Annotated in this window: 19 protein-coding genes; 15 read left to right on the forward strand and 4 right to left on the reverse strand. The window is 73.7% G+C overall.

Features of this window, described 5'->3' with window-relative positions:
* Positions 1-356 precede the first annotated feature (356 nt).
* The 5 genes from J116_RS00990 to J116_RS01010 all read left to right on the forward strand — a co-directional run bounded on the left by J116_RS00990 (position 357) and on the right by J116_RS01010 (position 7,880).
* The gene (locus J116_RS00990) at positions 357-776 is read left to right on the forward strand and encodes a helix-turn-helix domain-containing protein (protein WP_023591235.1); all 420 of its coding nucleotides are present in this window, start codon (positions 357-359) and stop codon (positions 774-776) included.
* A 10-nt stretch (positions 777-786) separates the two neighbouring features.
* On the forward strand, positions 787-1,203 hold the full coding sequence (locus J116_RS00995; RefSeq protein WP_023591234.1) for a VOC family protein: 417 nt from the start codon (positions 787-789) through the stop codon (positions 1,201-1,203).
* A gap of 131 nt (positions 1,204-1,334) precedes the next feature.
* The gene (locus J116_RS01000; protein ID WP_023591233.1) at positions 1,335-3,725 is read left to right on the forward strand and encodes an ATP-binding cassette domain-containing protein; all 2,391 of its coding nucleotides are present in this window, start codon (positions 1,335-1,337) and stop codon (positions 3,723-3,725) included.
* Positions 3,726-3,943: 218 nt separating this feature from the next.
* On the forward strand, positions 3,944-4,777 hold the full coding sequence (nadE, locus tag J116_RS01005) for an ammonia-dependent NAD(+) synthetase (RefSeq protein WP_023591232.1): 834 nt from the start codon (positions 3,944-3,946) through the stop codon (positions 4,775-4,777).
* Between the two features lie 199 nt (positions 4,778-4,976).
* Positions 4,977-7,880, forward strand: a complete 2,904-nt coding sequence (locus tag J116_RS01010; protein WP_028964814.1) for an AfsR/SARP family transcriptional regulator — start codon at positions 4,977-4,979, stop codon at positions 7,878-7,880.
* A gap of 230 nt (positions 7,881-8,110) precedes the next feature.
* On the opposite strand, the gene J116_RS01015 is transcribed toward J116_RS01010, so the two are convergent.
* Positions 8,111-8,719: a M23 family metallopeptidase gene (locus J116_RS01015; protein ID WP_023591230.1), complete on the reverse strand. Its 609-nt coding sequence runs from the start codon at positions 8,717-8,719 to the stop codon at positions 8,111-8,113.
* 290 nt (positions 8,720-9,009) lie between these two features.
* On the opposite strand from J116_RS01015, the gene J116_RS29830 reads away from it, so the two are divergent.
* The 4 genes from J116_RS29830 (at position 9,010) to J116_RS28130 (ending at position 11,106) form a co-directional block, all read left to right on the forward strand.
* Entirely contained in the window at positions 9,010-9,474 is a 465-nt protein-coding gene (locus J116_RS29830; RefSeq protein WP_023591229.1) for an AbfB domain-containing protein, read from the forward strand.
* Positions 9,475-9,499: 25 nt separating this feature from the next.
* Positions 9,500-9,838, forward strand: coding sequence for a hypothetical protein (locus J116_RS01025; RefSeq protein ID WP_069818278.1), 339 nt, complete (start codon positions 9,500-9,502; stop codon positions 9,836-9,838).
* A 13-nt stretch (positions 9,839-9,851) separates the two neighbouring features.
* Complete coding sequence (locus J116_RS01030; protein WP_023591227.1) at positions 9,852-10,427, forward strand: GNAT family N-acetyltransferase; 576 nt, start codon at positions 9,852-9,854, stop codon at positions 10,425-10,427.
* A 157-nt stretch (positions 10,428-10,584) separates the two neighbouring features.
* On the forward strand, positions 10,585-11,106 hold the full coding sequence (locus tag J116_RS28130) for a hypothetical protein (protein WP_079147840.1): 522 nt from the start codon (positions 10,585-10,587) through the stop codon (positions 11,104-11,106).
* 219 nt (positions 11,107-11,325) lie between these two features.
* On the opposite strand, the gene J116_RS01040 is transcribed toward J116_RS28130, so the two are convergent.
* Entirely contained in the window at positions 11,326-11,712 is a 387-nt protein-coding gene (locus J116_RS01040) for a VOC family protein (protein WP_023591225.1), read from the reverse strand.
* Between the two features lie 228 nt (positions 11,713-11,940).
* On the opposite strand from J116_RS01040, the gene J116_RS01045 reads away from it, so the two are divergent.
* The 3 genes from J116_RS01045 to J116_RS01055 are packed head-to-tail and all read left to right on the forward strand — an operon-like array spanning position 11,941 to position 13,870.
* Positions 11,941-12,624, forward strand: a complete 684-nt coding sequence (locus J116_RS01045) for a HemK2/MTQ2 family protein methyltransferase (protein WP_023591224.1) — start codon at positions 11,941-11,943, stop codon at positions 12,622-12,624.
* Entirely contained in the window at positions 12,608-12,850 is a 243-nt protein-coding gene (locus tag J116_RS01050) for a CDGSH iron-sulfur domain-containing protein (RefSeq protein WP_037948726.1), read from the forward strand. Before J116_RS01045 ends, J116_RS01050 begins: the two co-directional genes overlap by 17 nt.
* 3 nt (positions 12,851-12,853) lie before the next feature.
* A complete protein-coding gene (locus J116_RS01055; RefSeq protein WP_037948725.1) occupies positions 12,854-13,870 on the forward strand; it encodes an iron-containing redox enzyme family protein in 1,017 nt (338 codons plus the stop codon).
* Between the two features lie 270 nt (positions 13,871-14,140).
* Here the strand turns inward: J116_RS01055 and J116_RS01060 are convergent, their stop codons facing one another.
* Entirely contained in the window at positions 14,141-14,311 is a 171-nt protein-coding gene (locus tag J116_RS01060; RefSeq protein ID WP_023591223.1) for a DUF5670 family protein, read from the reverse strand.
* A gap of 236 nt (positions 14,312-14,547) precedes the next feature.
* On the opposite strand from J116_RS01060, the gene J116_RS30040 reads away from it, so the two are divergent.
* The 3 genes from J116_RS30040 (at position 14,548) to J116_RS01070 (ending at position 16,526) form a co-directional block, all read left to right on the forward strand.
* A complete protein-coding gene (locus J116_RS30040; RefSeq protein ID WP_023591222.1) occupies positions 14,548-14,697 on the forward strand; it encodes a hypothetical protein in 150 nt (49 codons plus the stop codon).
* 281 nt (positions 14,698-14,978) lie between these two features.
* On the forward strand, positions 14,979-15,944 hold the full coding sequence (locus tag J116_RS01065) for a hypothetical protein (RefSeq protein ID WP_023591221.1): 966 nt from the start codon (positions 14,979-14,981) through the stop codon (positions 15,942-15,944).
* 117 nt (positions 15,945-16,061) lie between these two features.
* Positions 16,062-16,526: a peptidase inhibitor family I36 protein gene (locus J116_RS01070; RefSeq protein WP_023591220.1), complete on the forward strand. Its 465-nt coding sequence runs from the start codon at positions 16,062-16,064 to the stop codon at positions 16,524-16,526.
* A 75-nt stretch (positions 16,527-16,601) separates the two neighbouring features.
* Here J116_RS01070 and J116_RS01075 read toward each other — a convergent pair whose 3' ends face one another.
* Complete coding sequence (locus J116_RS01075) at positions 16,602-16,820, reverse strand: MbtH family protein (protein ID WP_023591219.1); 219 nt, start codon at positions 16,818-16,820, stop codon at positions 16,602-16,604.
* Between the last annotated feature and the right edge of the window lie 198 nt (positions 16,821-17,018).

Raw genomic sequence — 17,018 nt, forward strand, 5'->3', positions numbered from 1 at the left:
GATCCCCTTGCGGGACTTGTATCCGCCTTCTGACCAGGGGTGATGCGTGTGGATCGCGAGACGGGTGAGTGACGTTCCTTCCGCCCGCCCTGCCGCGTCGATCGCGGCATGAAATTTTCTGCCCGGCCCCCCGTCTCGGAATGTGGCACGTATCCGGGAAACGCCTCGCCCCCACGAGAACGCATGATCGGTTACGGCCATCGCCAGCATGCCAAGCAGGCCGAGGATTGGTCAAGACCATTGAAACAAAGCTGTTTAATAAATCCCACCCAACCGACTGAATGCTGTAAATCGGACACCGGTCGGGAGCGGGCGCTCCTCGGCGGCGGACGCCCGTGTCGTGGGATGCTGGCCGGATGACGATGTCGGACCTGGTTCGGCTCCGCCGGGCCCGCGACCTGATGGACCGCGACTACGCGGAGCCGCTCGACGTGCCCGCGCTGGCGCGTGCGGCGCACATGTCGCCCGGCCACTTCTCGCGGAGCTTCCGCGCGGCCTTCGGCGAGACCCCGTACAGCTATCTGATGACGCGCAGGATCGAGCGCGCCAAGGCGCTGCTGCGGCGCGGCGACCTGTCGGTGACGGAGGTCTGCTTCGCGGTCGGCTGTACGTCCCTCGGGTCGTTCAGCTCTCGGTTCACGGAGCTGGTGGGCGAGAGCCCCAGCGCGTACCGGGCGCGCTCCCACGACGCGGGCGTGGCCATCCCGGCGTGCGTCGCGAAGATCTTCACGCGACCGGTCAGGAATGGAGAAGCGAGGCCCGGGGCCGCGCCGTAGCGTAAGCCGCATGGACATCAAGCTCTCGCAGTGCTTCATCGCCGTCGACGACCACGACAAGGCACTCGCCTTCTACCGGGACGCGCTCGGCCTCGAGGTGCGCAACGACGTGGGGTTCGAGGGGATGCGCTGGGTGACGGTCGGCTCGCCGTCGCAGCCCGACGTGGAGATCGTGCTGGAACCGCCGCTCGCCGACCCCAACGCCTCCCCGGCGGACCGGCAGGCCATGGCCGAGCTGCTCGCCAAGGGCATGCTGCGCGGGGTGATCTTCGCGACCGAGGACTGCGACGCCACGTTCGAGAAGGTCCGCGCCTCGGGCGCCGAGGTGCTCCAGGAGCCGATGGACCAGCCGTACGGCGTCCGCGACTGCGCCTTCCGCGATCCCGCGGGCAACATGCTGCGCTTCACGCAGCGCCGCACCGCGTGACCCCGCCCGTCACGACGACCACCGATCCCGCCGAACCAGCCGATCCCGCCGCGGCCTTTGAGGGTTCCCGGCGCTCCGAGCGCCCGGGGGACCCCGGGGGACCCGGCCGAGGCCTTACCGATGGAGAACCGATGAGCAGGGCCGCGAGGACGGCGACTGAGCCGTCCGCGCCGCACGTCGCCGACAGTCACGATCTCATCCGTGTGCAGGGCGCCCGCGAGAACAACCTCAAGGACGTCAGCATCGAGATCCCGAAACGCCGGCTGACGGTGTTCACCGGCGTCTCGGGCTCGGGCAAGAGCTCGCTGGTGTTCGACACGATCGCCGCGGAGTCGCAGCGGCTGATCAACGAGACGTACAGCGCGTTCGTCCAGGGCTTCATGCCGACGCTGGCCCGGCCCGAGGTGGACGTGCTGGACGGGCTGACGACGGCGATCATCGTGGACCAGCAGCGGATGGGCGCCGACCCGCGCTCCACCGTCGGCACCGCCACCGACGCCAACGCGATGCTGCGCATCCTGTTCAGCAGGCTCGGCACACCGCACATCGGCCCGCCCTCCGCGTACGCCTTCAACGTCCCCTCGGTCCGGGCGAGCGGCGCGATCACGGTGGAGAAGGGCGCCAAGAAGGCGGTGAGGGCGACCTACTCGCGCACCGGCGGCATGTGCACCCGGTGCGAGGGCCGGGGCACGGTCTCCGACATCGACCTGACCCAGCTCTACGACGACTCCAAGTCGATCTCCGAGGGCGCGTTCACCATCCCCGGCTGGAAGTCGGACAGCTTCTGGACGGTGCGGCTCTACGCCGAATCGGGCTTCCTCGACCCGGACAAGCCGATCCGCGACTTCTCCGAGAAGGAGATGCGCGACTTCCTCCACCGCGAGCCGACCAAGGTCAAGGTGGAGGGTGTGAACCTCACCTACGAGGGCCTCATCCCCAAGATCCAGAAGTCGTTCCTGTCCAAGGACCGGGAGGCGATGCAGCCGCACATCCGGGCGTTCGTGGACCGGGCGGTCACCTTCACCACCTGCCCCGAGTGCGACGGCACGCGGCTGACCGAGGCGGCCAGGTCGTCCAAGATCAAGGGGATCAGCATCGCCGACGCGTGCGCGATGCAGATCAGCGACCTGGCGGAGTGGGTCGGCGGTCTGGACGAGCCGTCGGTGGCGCCGCTGCTGGCGAAGCTGCGGCACACCCTGGACTCGTTCGTGGAGATCGGCCTCGGCTACCTGGCGCTCGACCGGCCGTCGGGCACCCTGTCCGGCGGCGAGGCGCAGCGGGTGAAGATGATCCGCCACCTCGGCTCGTCGCTCACCGATGTCACGTACGTCTTCGACGAGCCGACCGTCGGCCTGCACCCGCATGACATCCAGCGGATGAACGACCTGCTGCTGCGGCTGCGCGACAAGGGCAACACGGTGCTCGTGGTGGAGCACAAGCCCGAGGTGATCGCGGTCGCCGACCATGTCGTGGACCTCGGACCCGGCGCGGGCACGGGCGGCGGCGAGGTCGTGTACGAGGGGACCGTCGAGGGCCTGCGGGCGGCCCGTACCGTCACAGGACGCCACCTCGACGACCGGGCCGCGCTCAAGAAGACCGTACGGGAGCCGGCCGGCGCCCTGGAGATCCGCGGCGCGACGGCGAACAACCTGCGGAACGTCGACGTGGACATCCCGCTCGGGGTGCTGACCGTCGTCACCGGTGTCGCGGGCTCCGGGAAGAGCTCGCTCATCCACGGGTCGGTCCCGGCCGGCGCGGGGGTCGTGTCGGTGGACCAGAGCCCGATCAAGGGCTCGCGGCGGAGCAACCCGGCGACGTACACGGGGCTGCTCGACCCGATCCGCAAGGCGTTCGCGAAGGCCAACGGCGTGAAGCCCGCGCTGTTCAGCGCCAACTCCGAGGGCGCCTGTCCCACCTGCAACGGCGCCGGGGTCGTCTACACCGACCTGGCGATGATGGCGGGGGTCGCGACCACCTGCGAGGACTGCGAGGGGAAGCGGTTCCAGGCGTCGGTGCTGGAGCACCACCTCGGCGGCCTCGACATCAGCGAGGTCCTCGCGATGCCGGTGGCCCAGGCCGAGGAGTTCTTCGGCGCGGGCGAGGCGCACACCCCGGCGGCCCACCGGATCCTGGAGCGGATGGCCGACGTCGGGCTCGGCTACCTCACCCTGGGCCAGCCGCTCACCACCCTGTCCGGGGGCGAGCGGCAACGGCTGAAGCTGGCCACGCACATGGGCGAGAAGGGCGGCGTCTACGTCCTGGACGAGCCGACCACGGGCCTCCACCTCGCCGACGTCGAGCAACTGCTCGGTCTGCTGGACCGGCTGGTGGACTCGGGCAAGTCCGTCATCGTCATCGAGCACCACCAGGCGGTCATGGCGCACGCGGACTGGATCATCGACCTGGGCCCCGGCGCCGGCCACGACGGCGGCCGTGTCGTCTACGAGGGCACCCCCGCCGACCTGGTCGCCACCCGGCCCACCCTCACCGGCGAGCACCTCGCGGCGTACCTGGGCCACTGACCCCGGTCCCCACCCGGCCGCCCGTCCCGTCACGGGGCGGGCGGCCACCGTCGTCGGGCGCTCCGACGGATGCCGTGGCGCTTCACGCGGCGTGAGGGCGTACGGGCTGCCGGGTCCGGCCGGGGCCCCGTGCGGGCTTCGGGGTCCGGACCCGGGGCGCCTCGCGGGTGCTGGGTAGGGTGGGCGGAGCACATCGTGAGCGGGAACTAGGAGCAGACGTGAGCGGACCGGCGGCCATCGCCCTTCAGCAGGAGATCGCCCGGGAACTCCAGGTCGCGGAGGTCTTCGAGGCCGAGCGGGAGATCGAGCGCCGGGTGTCCTTCCTCGCCGAGCGGCTCACCTCCACGGGGCTGCGCTCCCTGGTGCTGGGCATCAGCGGCGGCGTCGACTCCACCACCGCCGGTCGGCTCTGCCAGCTCGCGGTCGAGCGGGTCCGGGCGGCGGGGCACGAGGCGCGGTTCTACGCGATGCGGCTGCCCTACGGCGTCCAGGCCGACGAGCACGACGCGCAGCTCGCCCTCTCCTTCATCCGGGCCGACCACGTGCTCACCGTGGACGTCAGGCCCGCGAGCGACGCCGCGCTCCGGGCCGCGCTCGACGGCGGGGTGACGTTCCGCGACGCCCACCACCAGGACTTCGTGCTCGGCAACATCAAGGCCCGGCAGCGCATGATCGCCCAGTACGCGGTGGCCGGGGCGCACGACGGCCTGGTCGTCGGCACGGACCACGCGGCGGAGGCGGTGTCCGGGTTCTTCACCAAGTTCGGTGACGGGGCCGCCGACCTGGTCCCGCTGACCGGCCTGACCAAGCGCCGGGTGCGCGCCGTCGCGGACGCGCTGGGCGCGCCCGCCGAGCTGGTGTGGAAGACGCCGACGGCGGACCTGGAGACCCTCGCCCCGGGCAAGGCGGACGAGGACGCCCTCGGCGTCACGTACGACGACATCGACGACTTCCTGGAGGGCAAGCCGGTCGAGGAGCGGGCCTTCGACACGATCGTCCGCCGGTACCGCCTCACCGAGCACAAGCGGCGACTGCCGATCGCTCCGCACTGACCTGAGACCGCCGGGTGCCGGTCGCCCCCGTCGGCCGGCCGTCCGCCGGGGTGCCCGGTGGACGCCCGTGTGGTCGAGGGCAGATGACGCCTCGGTGTCCATCTCGCGGGGGAAAGCTGAACTGCTGTTCGGCGGCCCTCCGCGCCGCTACGCTGTCCCGCAGTCACGGGCCGTTACGCACTGTCACGGAGGCGCGCGGATGGGGGAGCCGGTGTTCGGCGTGCTGGGGCCGCTCCGGGTGCGAGGGCACGGCGGGCCGGGAGCCGTGCCGCTGGGCGGGCCGAAACCCCGGGCGGTGCTCGCGACGCTGCTGCTCCAGCCCGGCTCGTTCGTCTCCCTCGACGTGCTGACGGAGGTGCTGTGGCCGGGCGGGGCGCCCCGGTCGGCGGTCGCCAACGTCCGTACGTACGTCCGCGGTTTACGGCGGGCCCTGGCGGCGGCCGGGGTGGCGACGGACGGGCTGCGCACGCTGCCCGCTGGCTACGCCCTCGACGTGGCGCCCGGCGACCACGACCTGCTGCTGTTCGAACAGCGCCTCGAACTCGCCCGTGCCGCCCGCGACCGGGGCGACGACGGCGCGACCCTGCGCGGGTACGAGTCGGCGCTCGCCCTGTGGCGCGGCGGCGTCCTCCAGGACCTGCCGTCGAGCGTCGTGTGGGACCCGGCGCTGACCCGCGCGGAGGAGCTGCGGTCGCTCGCCGCCGACGAGTGCCTCCAGGTGCGGCTGCGCCTCGGCGAGTACGCGCCGCTCGTCGCGGACCTGCGGGAGCGGCTCGCGCGGGACCCGCTAAGGGAGGATCTGTGGCAGATGCTCGTCCGCGCGCTGTACGGCGCCGGGCGCGCCGCCGACGCGCGTGCCGCGTACGCCGAGGCCGAACGCGTCCTCGCCGCCGAACTGGGCGTCGCGCCCGGCGCGGCGCTCCGCGCGGCGGGCGAGGAGGTCAACGGGTATCCCGCGCGGCGCCGCCCCGCCTCTTCGGCGCCGGTCTGCCAGCTCCCCATGGACCTCCCGGACTTCACCGGCCGGGACGACGAGGTCGCCGCGCTGGAAGGGCTGCTGTCGTCGGCGGGGCGGCGGCCGGTCGTCGCCGTCGTGTCGGGCCCGCCGGGGTCGGGCAAGTCCACTCTGGTGGTGCGGGTGGCGCACCGGGTGCGGGAGTTGTTCCCCGACGGGCAGCTGTTCGTGGACCTGGGCGGCATGAGCGGGAAGCCGCGTGAGGCGGAGGACGTGCTCGCGGAGATGCTGCGCGCGCTGGGCGTCATCGACAACGCGATACCGGCCGGGCCCGGTGAGCGGGCGGCGCTGCTGCGCTCCCGGCTGGCGCAGCGGCGGGTGCTGATCGTGCTGGACGACGCCGCGTCGGGCGCCCAGGTGCGGCCGCTGCTGCCGGGCACGGGCGGCTCGGCGGTGCTGGTCGGGTCGCGTCGCAGGATGCCGTCGCTCCCGGCCCACTCCTGCCCGCTGGGCGTGATGCGGCGCGAGGAGGCGCGGGCGCTGCTCGGCAGGATCATCGGGGAGGAGCGGCTGCGGGCCGCGGGCGCCGACGCCGACCGGGTGCTCGCCGGCTGCGGGCTGCTGCCGCTGGCCGTACGCATCGCCGGGGCCCGGCTGGCGAACCGGCCCGGCTGGTCCGTCGCCGCGCTCGCCGACTTCCTGCACGACGAGCGGGGGCGGCTGGACCAGCTGCGCACCGGGGAGCTGGAGGTGCGGGCGAGCGCCGAGCTGAGCTACCGGCATCTGCCGGGGCGGGCGGCGTCCGCGTTCCGGGCGTTCGGCGAGCTGCCGGGCGAGGCGGTGCCCGGCTGGCTCGTCGCGGTCGCCGCCGGGGACACGGGAGCGCGGGCGAGGGCGCCGGAGCCGTTGGAGACGCTGCTCGACGAGCATCTGGTCGAGGTGACCGCCACCGACCCGCTCGGACTTCAGCGCTACCGCATGCACGACCTGCTGCGCATCTACGCGCGTGAACTCGCGGAGGCCGACGCGCCGCCGGTACGGGACGCCCGGCGGCTCCAGGTCGTGGACGCGCTCATCGCGCTGGCCCGCTGCGCCAACGGGGCGATGCCCACCCGGTTCCTCGGCGTCCTCGGCGAGCCCATGCCGCTGCCTGAGCCCGCCGCGGGGGTCGCCGCCGCGCTGCGGGCCCGGCCCGTGGAGTGGTTCGAGGGCGAGCGGCGCGTGCTCGTCGCCACCGTGGAGGCCGCGCTGCGCCTGGGCCGTCCGTCGCGCGCCGCCGACCTGGCGGTGGAACTCGCCGGGTTCTTCGACATGCGCGGCTACTACGGGGACTGGCTGCGCACCCACCGGCTCGTCCTGGACGCGCTGCCCGCGCCCGGTGACGTCCGTACGGCGGCCCTGCTGCGCAACCTGGGCCAGCTCCACCTGTACCAGGACCGCTACGCCGAGGCGCGGGACTCCTTCGACCGGTCGCGCGCCCTGTTCGACGCCGTCGGGCACCGCTCGGGCGCGGCGCTCGCCGGGCTCGGCACCGGGTCGGTGCTGCGGGAGACCGGCGATACGGACGGCGCGATGGAGGCGTTCGCGGACGCGCTGCGGGCCTTCGGAGAGGCGGGCGACCGGTACGGCGAGGCCGTGGCGCACAACGCGATCGCCTCCGTGTGGCTGGAGCGGCGGGACGCCGGGGCGGCGGCGCCGTGGCTGGCGGGCGCGCTGGCGCTGTCCCGGGAGGCCGGTGACCGGCACCGGGAGGCGCAGGTGCGGCGCCGGATCGCCGTACTGCACGAGCTGCGCGGTGAACCGGCGGTGGCGCGGGCTGAGCTGGAGCGGGCGCTGGAGATCTTCGACGAGCTGGCCGACACGCACTGCGCGGCGTACGTCCAGCAGAGCATCGGCGAACTGTGCCTGCGCCAGGGCGATGCGGGGCAGGCGTCGGCGCTGCTGGTCGGGGCGCTGGCGGTGCAGCGGCAGCTCGGCGACCGGCGTGCGGAGGCACGGGTGGCGTGCCTGCTGGGCGAGTTGCACCACGCGACCGGCCGGGAGCAGACCGCGCGGCGTTACTTCCACCGGTCGCTGTCGGCCTGGCGCCGCCTCGACGCCCGCGACCAGGCGGAGTTGGTGGACGCGAAGCTGCGGGCGCTGCGGTGAGCGGGGGCTACGGTTCCGGCCCCGCGGTGAACGGCGCGCTCCGGGCGCTCCGGTGAACGGCGCGCTGCGGCGCGGCGGGTGCGACGGACGGTGTGGCGTCGTGCCCTGGGCGAGGGAGCGGGCGGCCGCCGGTGTGGCGGCGGTACGGGGCGGGGTGCCGGGCCGTCGGCGGGTACGGCGGCCGGTGCTCGCCGCCGTACCCGCTGTCCGGCGCGCGCGGCCGCGGCGGGTCAGCAGCCGTTCGTACTGGTCTGGTAGCGGACCAGGTAGTCGTACCAGGTGACGCCCTGGACGACGGCGACGACGACCGAGCCGTTGTGGATCTGCTCGTAGTGCAGATGCGGGGAGATGTCGTACAGCGCGGAGGACGCTCCGACCGTGCCGATGCGCTGGCCCCGGGTCACCGTGTCGCCCTTCTGCACGTCACGCGTCTTCAGGTGCGCGTAGCGGGTCCGCCAGCCGTTGCCGTGGCCGATGACGACCGTGTTGCCGTAGCCGGTGCTGGTCGAGTAGTACGAGGAGAGGACGGTGCCGCCCGCGCTGGCGAGGACGCGTCGCCCGAGGTCGTCGGGGGTGCCGTTGGCGTCGTAGTGGTTCCAGTCGATGGAGTGGGCGGGGCTGTGGCCCTGCCAGTTGCTGCCGCGCCAGCTCTGTCCGCACACGAACGGCATGCGGAACGCGGGCCGGGTCGACTCCGCGCTCGCCGTCGTGGCGCTCCCGGCCGAGGTCCCCTGGGGCGACTGGGCCGTCGCGACGGAGGCGGGCGCGGCCGCGATCAGCGCGGCCAGGCCGCTGAGGGCGGCGAGCAGCCGCCGGCCGTGCCGGGTGCGTCTCTGCATGGTTCCTCCCGTGGTTCGCCGAGATGACGCGGCGATTGAAGGAGGAGGGCATACAAAGCGCATACAACCGCGGGCCGGACGGACGCCGGGATGGTGCGTCCGGCTGCCGCCAGGGGCCCTCGAGAAGGCCGGATTCAATTGAATCGGTAACCGGTGCGCCCGTAGTGGCGTTCACCTGCTTCGCGGCACATGATGGAGACATCCCACCCATATGGACGCCTGAGAGTTGCGGGTCCTCTCGGCTCCCACCCGTCCGCACGGGAATTGCACCTCAAGGACCGAGGCAAGTGATGTCGGTCAGACTCTCACTCTTCTCGAACAATTTTCCGGACCATTTCATCATCGACCGGACCAGCGGCGTCGACATCGCCAAGGTCGAGAACGACCTCGACCGCGACAACGCCACCTTCGAATGGACCGGCGGGCTGGGATTCGGCGAGACGGGGCAGCTCCTGCGCGCCACCGCCCCGCTGGGCTTCTGCCTGCGCATCGCGACGTTCGACGATTTCCGCATCCACAGCAAGTTCTTCACCGGGATCGACGACCCGGACGTCGCGGACGAGGTCCGCGCGGACTCGACGTTCGCCCTGGTAAGGGCGGAAATCGACCCGAATCATTTCTCCTTCCGCTCGGTGCGGTTCCCGAACCGCTTCATCCGGCACCGCGACTTCAAGCTGTTCGCCGAGCGGGTGAACACCCCTCCCGAGCTCCAGTCCGCGTGCTTCAGGTTCAATCCGCCCCTCGCGGACCAGTGAGTCCGGAAGCGAACCGGAGGATCCCATGTCAGTGCTCGCCAAACTGCTGGAGCTGACCGCTGCCAGCTGCCAGGACCGTGACGGGGAGGACGAGATCGTCATGAGCCGGGTGGGCGGAGTCCAGTTCTTCCCCACCAGCGGCACCGTTTCCATGCGCGAGGGCAGCACGGAGGAGCTGGACATCTTCGTGCCCGTCTTCGGCGACGTGCGACTCGCGCTGCACGAGGTGGACCGGGGCTCCGGCATGCCCGCACGTCTCGTGGGCACCGTTTCCATCAGTCCCGACGAAGCGGGACGCGGAACGATACGGAAGAAGTTCGAAGGCGCCGGGGCCCTGTACGAACTGTCCTATGTGGTCAGCTGACACCCTTGACGCCATGAGCATAGAAGTCCGCCCGGCCACCGTCTTCGAGGACGTCCGCACGCTGCTCGGGCCCAAGTCGCCCGGCGCGAACGTCTGCTGGTGCCTGAGCTACCGGATTCCGTCCAGACTCAACAACGGACTGCGCGGGCCCTCCCGGGGCGCCTACGTGGCGGAACTGTGCCGCGCCGACCCGCCGCCGGGCGTCGTCGCGTACGACGGGGACGAGCCCGTCGGCTGGGCGGCCGTGGCGCCGCGCTCGGCGACGTCCTTCGCCCGGAACCGCAAGATCCCGCACATCGACGACCTGCCCGTCTGGTCGCTGTGGTGCGTCCGCGTCCGGCCCGGCCACCGGAAGCGGGGAATCTCCCACGCGCTCATCGCCGGCGCCGTGGAGTTCGCCCGCGCCCATGGCGCGCCGGCGGTGGAGGCGTACCCCCTCGACAACGGTGGCGCCCGGGTGGATCTGACGATGGCCTACGCCGGGCTGCGGAAGAACTTCGAACGCGCCGGGTTCACCCACGCCGCCGACACGACCTCCGTCCTGGCCGGGCACCCACGGGTCCTGATGCGACTCGACCTGCGCCGCTGAGGCCCGGCACCGGGGTTGCCCGGCGGCGCGTTCACCCACGCGGGTGTGGTGGGACGAAGGCCCGCCGGGCGGCTCGTACGGCCCGTACGATGGCCGAACGGCTCCGGTGCCGGGGCCGGGATCACCCCCGCGCGCGGAGAGGGCCACGCCTGTGACGATGCCGCCGGACGCCGAGAAGTGGCCGCCGAGTTACCCGCCGAAGACCCCGCCGCCGCCCAGGCGTCCCGTCGAACCGCCCCGCCCGGAACGGCAGGAGGCGGCGGTCGTCGCCGTGAGGCCGGCGGTGCGGGTCCGGATCGCGAACCGGCGCGCCGGGAACTGGACGTTCGACACGGCGCCGTGGGCGGCGTCCTCGACGCCGACGCGCGCGGCCGGCGCCGTCCTCGACCGCCTGCGGTCCTGGGGGTACGGCCTTCCCGATCAGCATCCCGTCGCCGGGGTCACCGCCCGGCTGGTGCGGGCCGCCGTCGCCGACGGCGGGCGCCGCGCCAGCGTCCACCTCGCCGACCGGGACGACGACGGCCAGGTCGTCGTCCTCGTCCTGTCCCACGAGCCGTCCCGCACGCCGGAGGACGACGGGCTGCTGCGGGAGGTCACAGGGCTGGGCGCGGTGTCGGCCGGTACGGAGAGCAGCCGCGACGACGGGGCGCGGCGGCGGTGGGCGGTCGTGGAGGTGTGACCCGGAGCGCGTGCGCCGGTTCCCCCTGGGCCCCGAGTCCCCGTCCCCGGCCGGCCCCGAGCCCGGGCTCCCGCGCTTCGCACGGCCGCCGCCCCTGACCGTCCACCCCGTGCCGGTCCCGCCCCGCCCCGGTGGGGGGCGCAGACGGGGCGGGACCGGCACGGCCCCGCAGGGACCGGCACGGCACCCGCGGGGGCGGTCCGGGTCGCGGCGGCGGGCTCAGGTGTCGGCGGCGGCCATGAGGGTGAAGGAGTGGCCCGCCGGGTCCGCGTACGTGCGGACGTCACGGAAGCCCGTCGTGTCGTTGGCCTCCACGGGCCGGGCCCCCAGGCCCACCGCCTCCCGCTCCGCCTCGTCCATGTCGGCCGCCGCGACCAGGATGTACAGGTGGGCCTGCTGGGAGTCGTCCGGGCGCGGCCAGCTCGGCGGGGCGTACCCGTGGTCGCGCCGGATCGCCAGCCGTACGCCGTCGTGGCCGACGACCTCCACGTAGTCGGGGTCGGGGCAGCGGCGCACCTCGGCGCCGAGCAGGCCCGCGTAGAACTCCGCGAGCGCCTCCGGCTCGGAACAGTCGAGGACCAGGACACTTCTCTTCGCTACCGTCATGGCTCCCTTCTGCCCCCCGGGCTGCCGCAACACGCCTACCGTGGCGGCGAGTTGCGGCCCCGTAGCGGCGACTGGGCCGGCCCCCGCGTACACCGCGCCCCCTCCCCACCCGCGGCCTCCGCCCGCACGGTGGTGTCCGAAATGGATGAAAACGGCATCTGTGGGCATCCGGGGAGCGAGAGCGCCGGTCGGCACCCGGCCACCGGCATGACCTTGCGAGGAGCCGCTATGCCGAGTCTGCTGGACACCGGTCTGGCCGGTGGTGTGCTGCGGCTCGCCCCGGGCGTCTACGCGCCGCAGTCCGACACGTTCCTCCTCAGGGACGCCATCGAGCGCGAGGGGCTGCCGCCCGGCGCGGAGGTGCTCGACGTGGGCACCGGCAGCGGGGCGCTCGCCCTGGCCGCCGCGCGGCGGGGCGCCCGGGTCACCGCGATCGACCGTTCCCGACGGGCCGTGCTCACGGCCCGGCTGCACGCGGCGCTCGCCGGGCAGCGCGTCCGGGTCCTCCGCGGCGACCTGCTGGAACCCGCGGCGGGCCGCCGGTACGACCTGATCGTGTGCAACCCCCCGTACGTGCCTTCGCCCCGGAAACGGCCGCCCCGGCGGGGTGCCGCCGTCGCCTGGGACGCGGGTCCCGACGGCCGCGCGGTCATCGACCGGATCTGCGACGGCGCCCCCGCGCTGCTGCGGCCCTCCGGTGTCCTGCTGCTGGTGCAATCGGCGCTGAGCGGCGTCACGCCCACCATCGAGCGGCTGGAGCGGGCGGGGCTCAAAGCGGCCGTCGTCCGGCGCAGCGTCGTGCCGTTCGGCCCCGTGCTGCGCGAGCGCTCCGACTGGCTGGAGCGGCGTGGCCTGATCGAGCCCGGCCAGGAGAAGGAAGAGCTGGTGATCATCCGTGCCCACCGCCCCTGACGAGGAACGTCCGCGCACGGCCCGTGACGAGGAACCCGCCGCCGAGCCCTGCCGGGTCACGGTGACCAAGGAGGGCCCGCTGCTGCTCGACGGCCCGGTCGAGGTCGCCCTCGACGACGGGACCGTCGTGCGGTCGGACCGCTTCACGGTGGCGCTGTGCACCTGCCGCCGCAGCCGCGCCTACCCGTGGTGCGACACGAGCCATCGCCGACGTACGAAGAGGTGACCCATGCAGGACCAGATCCGGCCCCCGGTGGACGACCGTCCGGAGGGCGAGCTGCCGCCCGCTCGCGGGCACGTCTCCCAGGGGGTGCTGGACGCGCTGCGCGGGCCGGTGGGCTCCCCGGTGCCCGGCCCCGCCTCCGTACGGGCCGCCGACCCCCTCGGCGACGACCTCCAGCTGGCCCTGTACCTCTGCTACGAGCTGCACTACCGGGGCTTCGACGGGGTCGCGCCCGCCTGGGAGTGGGACCCGGGGCTGCTGGCGCTGCGCCGGGCGGTGGAGGACCGTTTCCTCGCCGAACTGCGCGACCGGACCGAGGGGCGGCCGGACGTGGCCGACGCGCTGGAGGAGCTGCTGGTGGAGCCCGTCGACGGCGACGGCGTCTCGCACTACCTGCGGGACGAGGGCGAGCTGTGGCAGCTGCGGGAGTACGCCGCCCAGCGGTCCCTGTACCACCTGAAGGAGGCCGACCCGCACGCCTGGGTCATCCCCCGGCTGCGTGGCCGGGCCAAGGCGGCGTTCGTGGCGGTCGAGTACGACGAGTTCGGCGGCGGACGGCCCGAACGGGTCCACGCACGGCTCTTCGCCGACCTGATGGCAGACCTCGGTCTGGACACGCGCTACGGCCGGTACCTCGACCACGCGCCCGCCGAGATGCTGGCGAACGTCAACCTCATGTCGCTGCTGGGGTTGCACCGCGCTCACCGGGGTGCCTTGGTGGGGCACTTCGCCACGGTCGAGGTGACGTCGTCGCCCGGGTCGCGCCGTCTCGCCGAGGCCATGCGCCGTACCGGCGCGGGAGCCGCGGCCGAGCACTTCTACGCCGAGCACGTGACCGCCGACGCGGTGCACGAGCAGATCGTTCGCAGGGACGTGATCGGCGGGCTGCTGGCCGACGAGCCCGGCCTCGCCCCCGACGTGGCGTTCGGGATCGCCGCCACCGTCCACCTGGAGGACCGCCTCGGCACGCTCCTGCTGGATGCCTGGCGTGAAGGCGCCACGAGCCTGCGTAAGCCGCTCTGACCTGTCTGCACCCGTCGGAACCTGTCCGGCCCGTGGGTGTGCCTGCCGGGGCCCGGCGCGCGGTGTCGCGCGCCGGGCCCCGGCACAGGGGTGTGACCGGCTTCCTCCCGTCACCGCTCAGCCCGCCCATGCGGGCCCCCGCCACTGAGCAGCCACGGTCACACGGGCCCGCGAGCCGATCGGACGGCGCTCCCGGTAGGACGGCGGAACGCGCCGTGGCCCGCTCTCGACGGGCGAGAGCGGGCCACGGAAGGGGGCGCTGAGGCCCGTCTACCAGCGGTACCAGCGTCCGCGTCGGCCGCCGGTGCCTGCCGAGCGCATCACGAAGCCCAGCAGCCACACGACGAGCAGGATGACCGCGACCCACCACAGTGCTTCGAGCGCGAAGCCCGCACCGAAGAGGATCAGGACAAGCAGAAGAACGAGAAGAAGGGGAACCATGATTATCAGCCTCCGAACCCTCGTGTGCCCCGCCGCAAGACGCGTACACGTCCACTCCTCCAGGAGGTGGGGCGGGGCCGCAGGGGGCAGGCTGGCAGGTATGGACGCCGGTCCCCGGGGCAGTCGGTTGTCACGGGGCCGGGAGTCTCCGGCGGGCGCCGCGGGACGTTCGCGGACCGCCACCCGGCGCTCGCGCGCCGGGCGCCCGCCCCGGCCGTCGTACGAGAGGAGAGGTCATGCCCGGTCTGATGAACAGGATCAAGGAGTTCGGCCGCAGCCCGCAAGGACGGAGGGTGGCGGATTCGGCACGGCGAGCCGCCGCCGACCCGCGCAAACGGGAGCAGGCCCGGCAGCTGTTCGGCAAGCTGCGCGGCGGGCGCCGCTGAGCCCGGCCTATGACGGTCACCCGCACGGACGACGGCGTCCGTGCGGGTGACCTTTTTGTGCGGGCGGTCGCCTCGCGCGGGTGGCGCGTGAACGTGGGCGGCGGGCGGCGGGCCCCGGGCGTCGGACCTGGCGGGGAGGGCCTGCCACGGAACATTCGGAAGATCTTCGAAAGGCTGTCGGCGGGCGGGGCCGCTCCCTGAGACTCCTGGGTGTCGGCGGGTCCGGCGCCCCGAGAGGGACACGGACCCGGAGCCTCTTCGCAGGCAGGAGCCTCGTCATCATGCACGCCAGGAGGAGATCCCCCGCGGGACGGCGGCTGAGCCGGGGCGGGGCCGGGACGGGGCGTACGGTCCTGCAGGGGCTGCTGGCCGTCGTCGCCGTCGCCCTCACCGGCTGCACCGCCGGGCCGCCCCCGCAGCGGGCCGTGCCGGACGAGCCGAAGCCCGGCAAGGCGGCCTCGGCCACGGCCACCACGACGGCAGCGCAGCGGAGCCTGCTGCACAGGGCGGAACAGGAACTGCTGCGCGCGTGCATGGCCGCGGCGGGCTTCCGGTTCCGGCCGGTGCCGGAGAACCCGCTGCCCGAGGCACGCGACTTCCCGTACGTCGTCGACGACGTGCGGTGGGCGCAGCGGTACGGCTACGGCAGCGGGCTGAGGCATCGGGCCGAGCGGCTGCGCGACGAGGACCCCAACCGGGTGTACCTGCGCGGCCTGCCCGCCGAACGCCGCCGTGCCGCCGTCGCCGCGCTCAACGGCACGCCCGGCGGGCCGGGGCTCCGGGCCGAGCTGCCCGGCGGCGCCGTCATCGGCCACAGCGGCGACGGCTGCCAGGTCGCGGCCTGGCGGGACCTGTACGGGGAGGTGGAGCGCTGGTACGCGGCCTCCACCCTCGTGGACGGCCTCGGCGCGATCCGGCAGCGGCGGGTCCTCACCGACCCGCGTTTCCGGGCCGCCGTGCCGGGCTGGGCCGACTGCATGCGGAGCCACGGGACGCCGTACGAGAAGCCCGGCGACGCGCGAGCCGCGTTCCTCGGCCCCGGGAACGGCACGGACCCGGCGCGGGAGATCCGCACCGCCGTCCAGGAGGCGCGCTGCGCGGACAGCAGCGGCCTGGCCGCGCTCGCGCGGCGCCTCGACCGCCGTCACGACGAGGAGCTGCGCCGGGAACACCGCGCCGCCGTCGAGCAGGTGGAGCGGCTCCGGGCCGCCGCGCTGCCCCGGGCACGCGCCGTGCTGGCCCGCTGACGGGCCGCACCCTCCGTTCTCCCGCGCCCCGGCGCGGGCAACACCGCACACCGCACGCCCCGCACGACGCAAGACACCCGCATGCACCCGAGATCCACACGCAGAGGAGACATTCCCATGTCCAAGTACCGAGGAACGGTCCTGTTCGCCTCCGCCCTGGCGGTGGCCGCGCTGGGCCTTGCCCCCACCGCCGCCCAGGCACAGGACAAGGCTCCGTCGGCCCCGGCCGTCGCGGTGCCCGCCGGTGCCGACGCGGCAGCGGCGGACGGCAACCTGTACGCCTGGGAGCACTCGTGGAAGGGCGGCCGCCAGGCCACCTGGGTCGGCAACAGCTCCAACTGGACCGACCGCAACATGCGCAACCAGGCCTCGTCGGTGCACAACAACGGCTACGCCGGCGCGTACGACGACGTGCTGCTGTACTGGGACGCCAACTACGGCGGTGCCGCGTACTGCCTGCGCAACGGCAACTACCTGATGGACATGCGCTACGACCACTTCCCGTACAACGGCGCCGGTGGCGGCCAGGCCATGAACGACAACATCTCCTCTCACCGCTGGGTGGACTACTGCGCCAACTGACGCGCGGCACGACCCGGCCCCCGCCACGGCACGACCGTGGCGGGGGCCCGCTCGTGCCGGGGCGGCCCGGGAGGTTCAGCCGCCCGCCGCCGCCAGATGGCGGCGCAGGCTCAGCGGGCGCATGTCCGTCCAGACCCGGCCGATGTGGTCCAGGCACTCCTGGCGGGAACCGGTCGTGCCCTCGGCGTGCCAGCCCGCGGGCAGCGGGCGGTCGGTCCGCCAGATCGAGTACTGCTCCTCGTCGTTGAGCACCACCTGGTACTCCTCGGCCCGGTACTCCTCGCTGTCGCTCATCTCGCTCGGTCCTCCATGGCTCGGGTCGGTAGACGGGCCCAGCGTGGCGCCGCCGGCGACCGGCCGACAGGGACAAACGCGCAGCAGCACCGGCGGTGTGCCGTGCGGCTCCTTCCCTGGTGGGTGCGCGGGAGGCCCGGCAGTGTCGGCGGGGCCACGAACCAGGCCCTCCTCGGAAGGAGTTCCGCCATGCCGGAC

It is taken from the genome of Streptomyces thermolilacinus SPC6 (genome assembly GCF_000478605.2).
In the GTDB taxonomy this organism is placed as follows: domain Bacteria; phylum Actinomycetota; class Actinomycetes; order Streptomycetales; family Streptomycetaceae; genus Streptomyces; species Streptomyces thermolilacinus.

What these genes read in the sequence shown, in the direction of transcription:
- J116_RS01030 (WP_023591227.1), top strand. Translation starts at nt 9,852, where the DNA reads ATGAGCATAGAAGTCCGCCCGGCCACCGTCTTCGAGGACGTCCGCACG.
- J116_RS01000 (WP_023591233.1), top strand. Translation starts at nt 1,335, where the DNA reads ATGAGCAGGGCCGCGAGGACGGCGACTGAGCCGTCCGCGCCGCACGTC.
- J116_RS01025 (WP_069818278.1), top strand. Translation starts at nt 9,500, where the DNA reads ATGTCAGTGCTCGCCAAACTGCTGGAGCTGACCGCTGCCAGCTGCCAG.
- J116_RS30040 (WP_023591222.1), top strand. Translation starts at nt 14,548, where the DNA reads ATGCCCGGTCTGATGAACAGGATCAAGGAGTTCGGCCGCAGCCCGCAA.
- J116_RS01015 (WP_023591230.1), bottom strand. Translation starts at nt 8,719, where the DNA reads ATGCAGAGACGCACCCGGCACGGCCGGCGGCTGCTCGCCGCCCTCAGC.
- J116_RS00990 (WP_023591235.1), top strand. Translation starts at nt 357, where the DNA reads ATGACGATGTCGGACCTGGTTCGGCTCCGCCGGGCCCGCGACCTGATG.
- J116_RS01060 (WP_023591223.1), bottom strand. Translation starts at nt 14,311, where the DNA reads ATGGTTCCCCTTCTTCTCGTTCTTCTGCTTGTCCTGATCCTCTTCGGT.
- J116_RS01055 (WP_037948725.1), top strand. Translation starts at nt 12,854, where the DNA reads ATGCAGGACCAGATCCGGCCCCCGGTGGACGACCGTCCGGAGGGCGAG.
- J116_RS01070 (WP_023591220.1), top strand. Translation starts at nt 16,062, where the DNA reads ATGTCCAAGTACCGAGGAACGGTCCTGTTCGCCTCCGCCCTGGCGGTG.
- J116_RS28130 (WP_079147840.1), top strand. Translation starts at nt 10,585, where the DNA reads ATGCCGCCGGACGCCGAGAAGTGGCCGCCGAGTTACCCGCCGAAGACC.
- J116_RS01065 (WP_023591221.1), top strand. Translation starts at nt 14,979, where the DNA reads ATGCACGCCAGGAGGAGATCCCCCGCGGGACGGCGGCTGAGCCGGGGC.
- J116_RS00995 (WP_023591234.1), top strand. Translation starts at nt 787, where the DNA reads ATGGACATCAAGCTCTCGCAGTGCTTCATCGCCGTCGACGACCACGAC.
- J116_RS01045 (WP_023591224.1), top strand. Translation starts at nt 11,941, where the DNA reads ATGCCGAGTCTGCTGGACACCGGTCTGGCCGGTGGTGTGCTGCGGCTC.
- J116_RS01075 (WP_023591219.1), bottom strand. Translation starts at nt 16,820, where the DNA reads ATGAGCGACAGCGAGGAGTACCGGGCCGAGGAGTACCAGGTGGTGCTC.
- J116_RS01040 (WP_023591225.1), bottom strand. Translation starts at nt 11,712, where the DNA reads ATGACGGTAGCGAAGAGAAGTGTCCTGGTCCTCGACTGTTCCGAGCCG.
- J116_RS29830 (WP_023591229.1), top strand. Translation starts at nt 9,010, where the DNA reads ATGTCGGTCAGACTCTCACTCTTCTCGAACAATTTTCCGGACCATTTC.
- J116_RS01010 (WP_028964814.1), top strand. Translation starts at nt 4,977, where the DNA reads ATGGGGGAGCCGGTGTTCGGCGTGCTGGGGCCGCTCCGGGTGCGAGGG.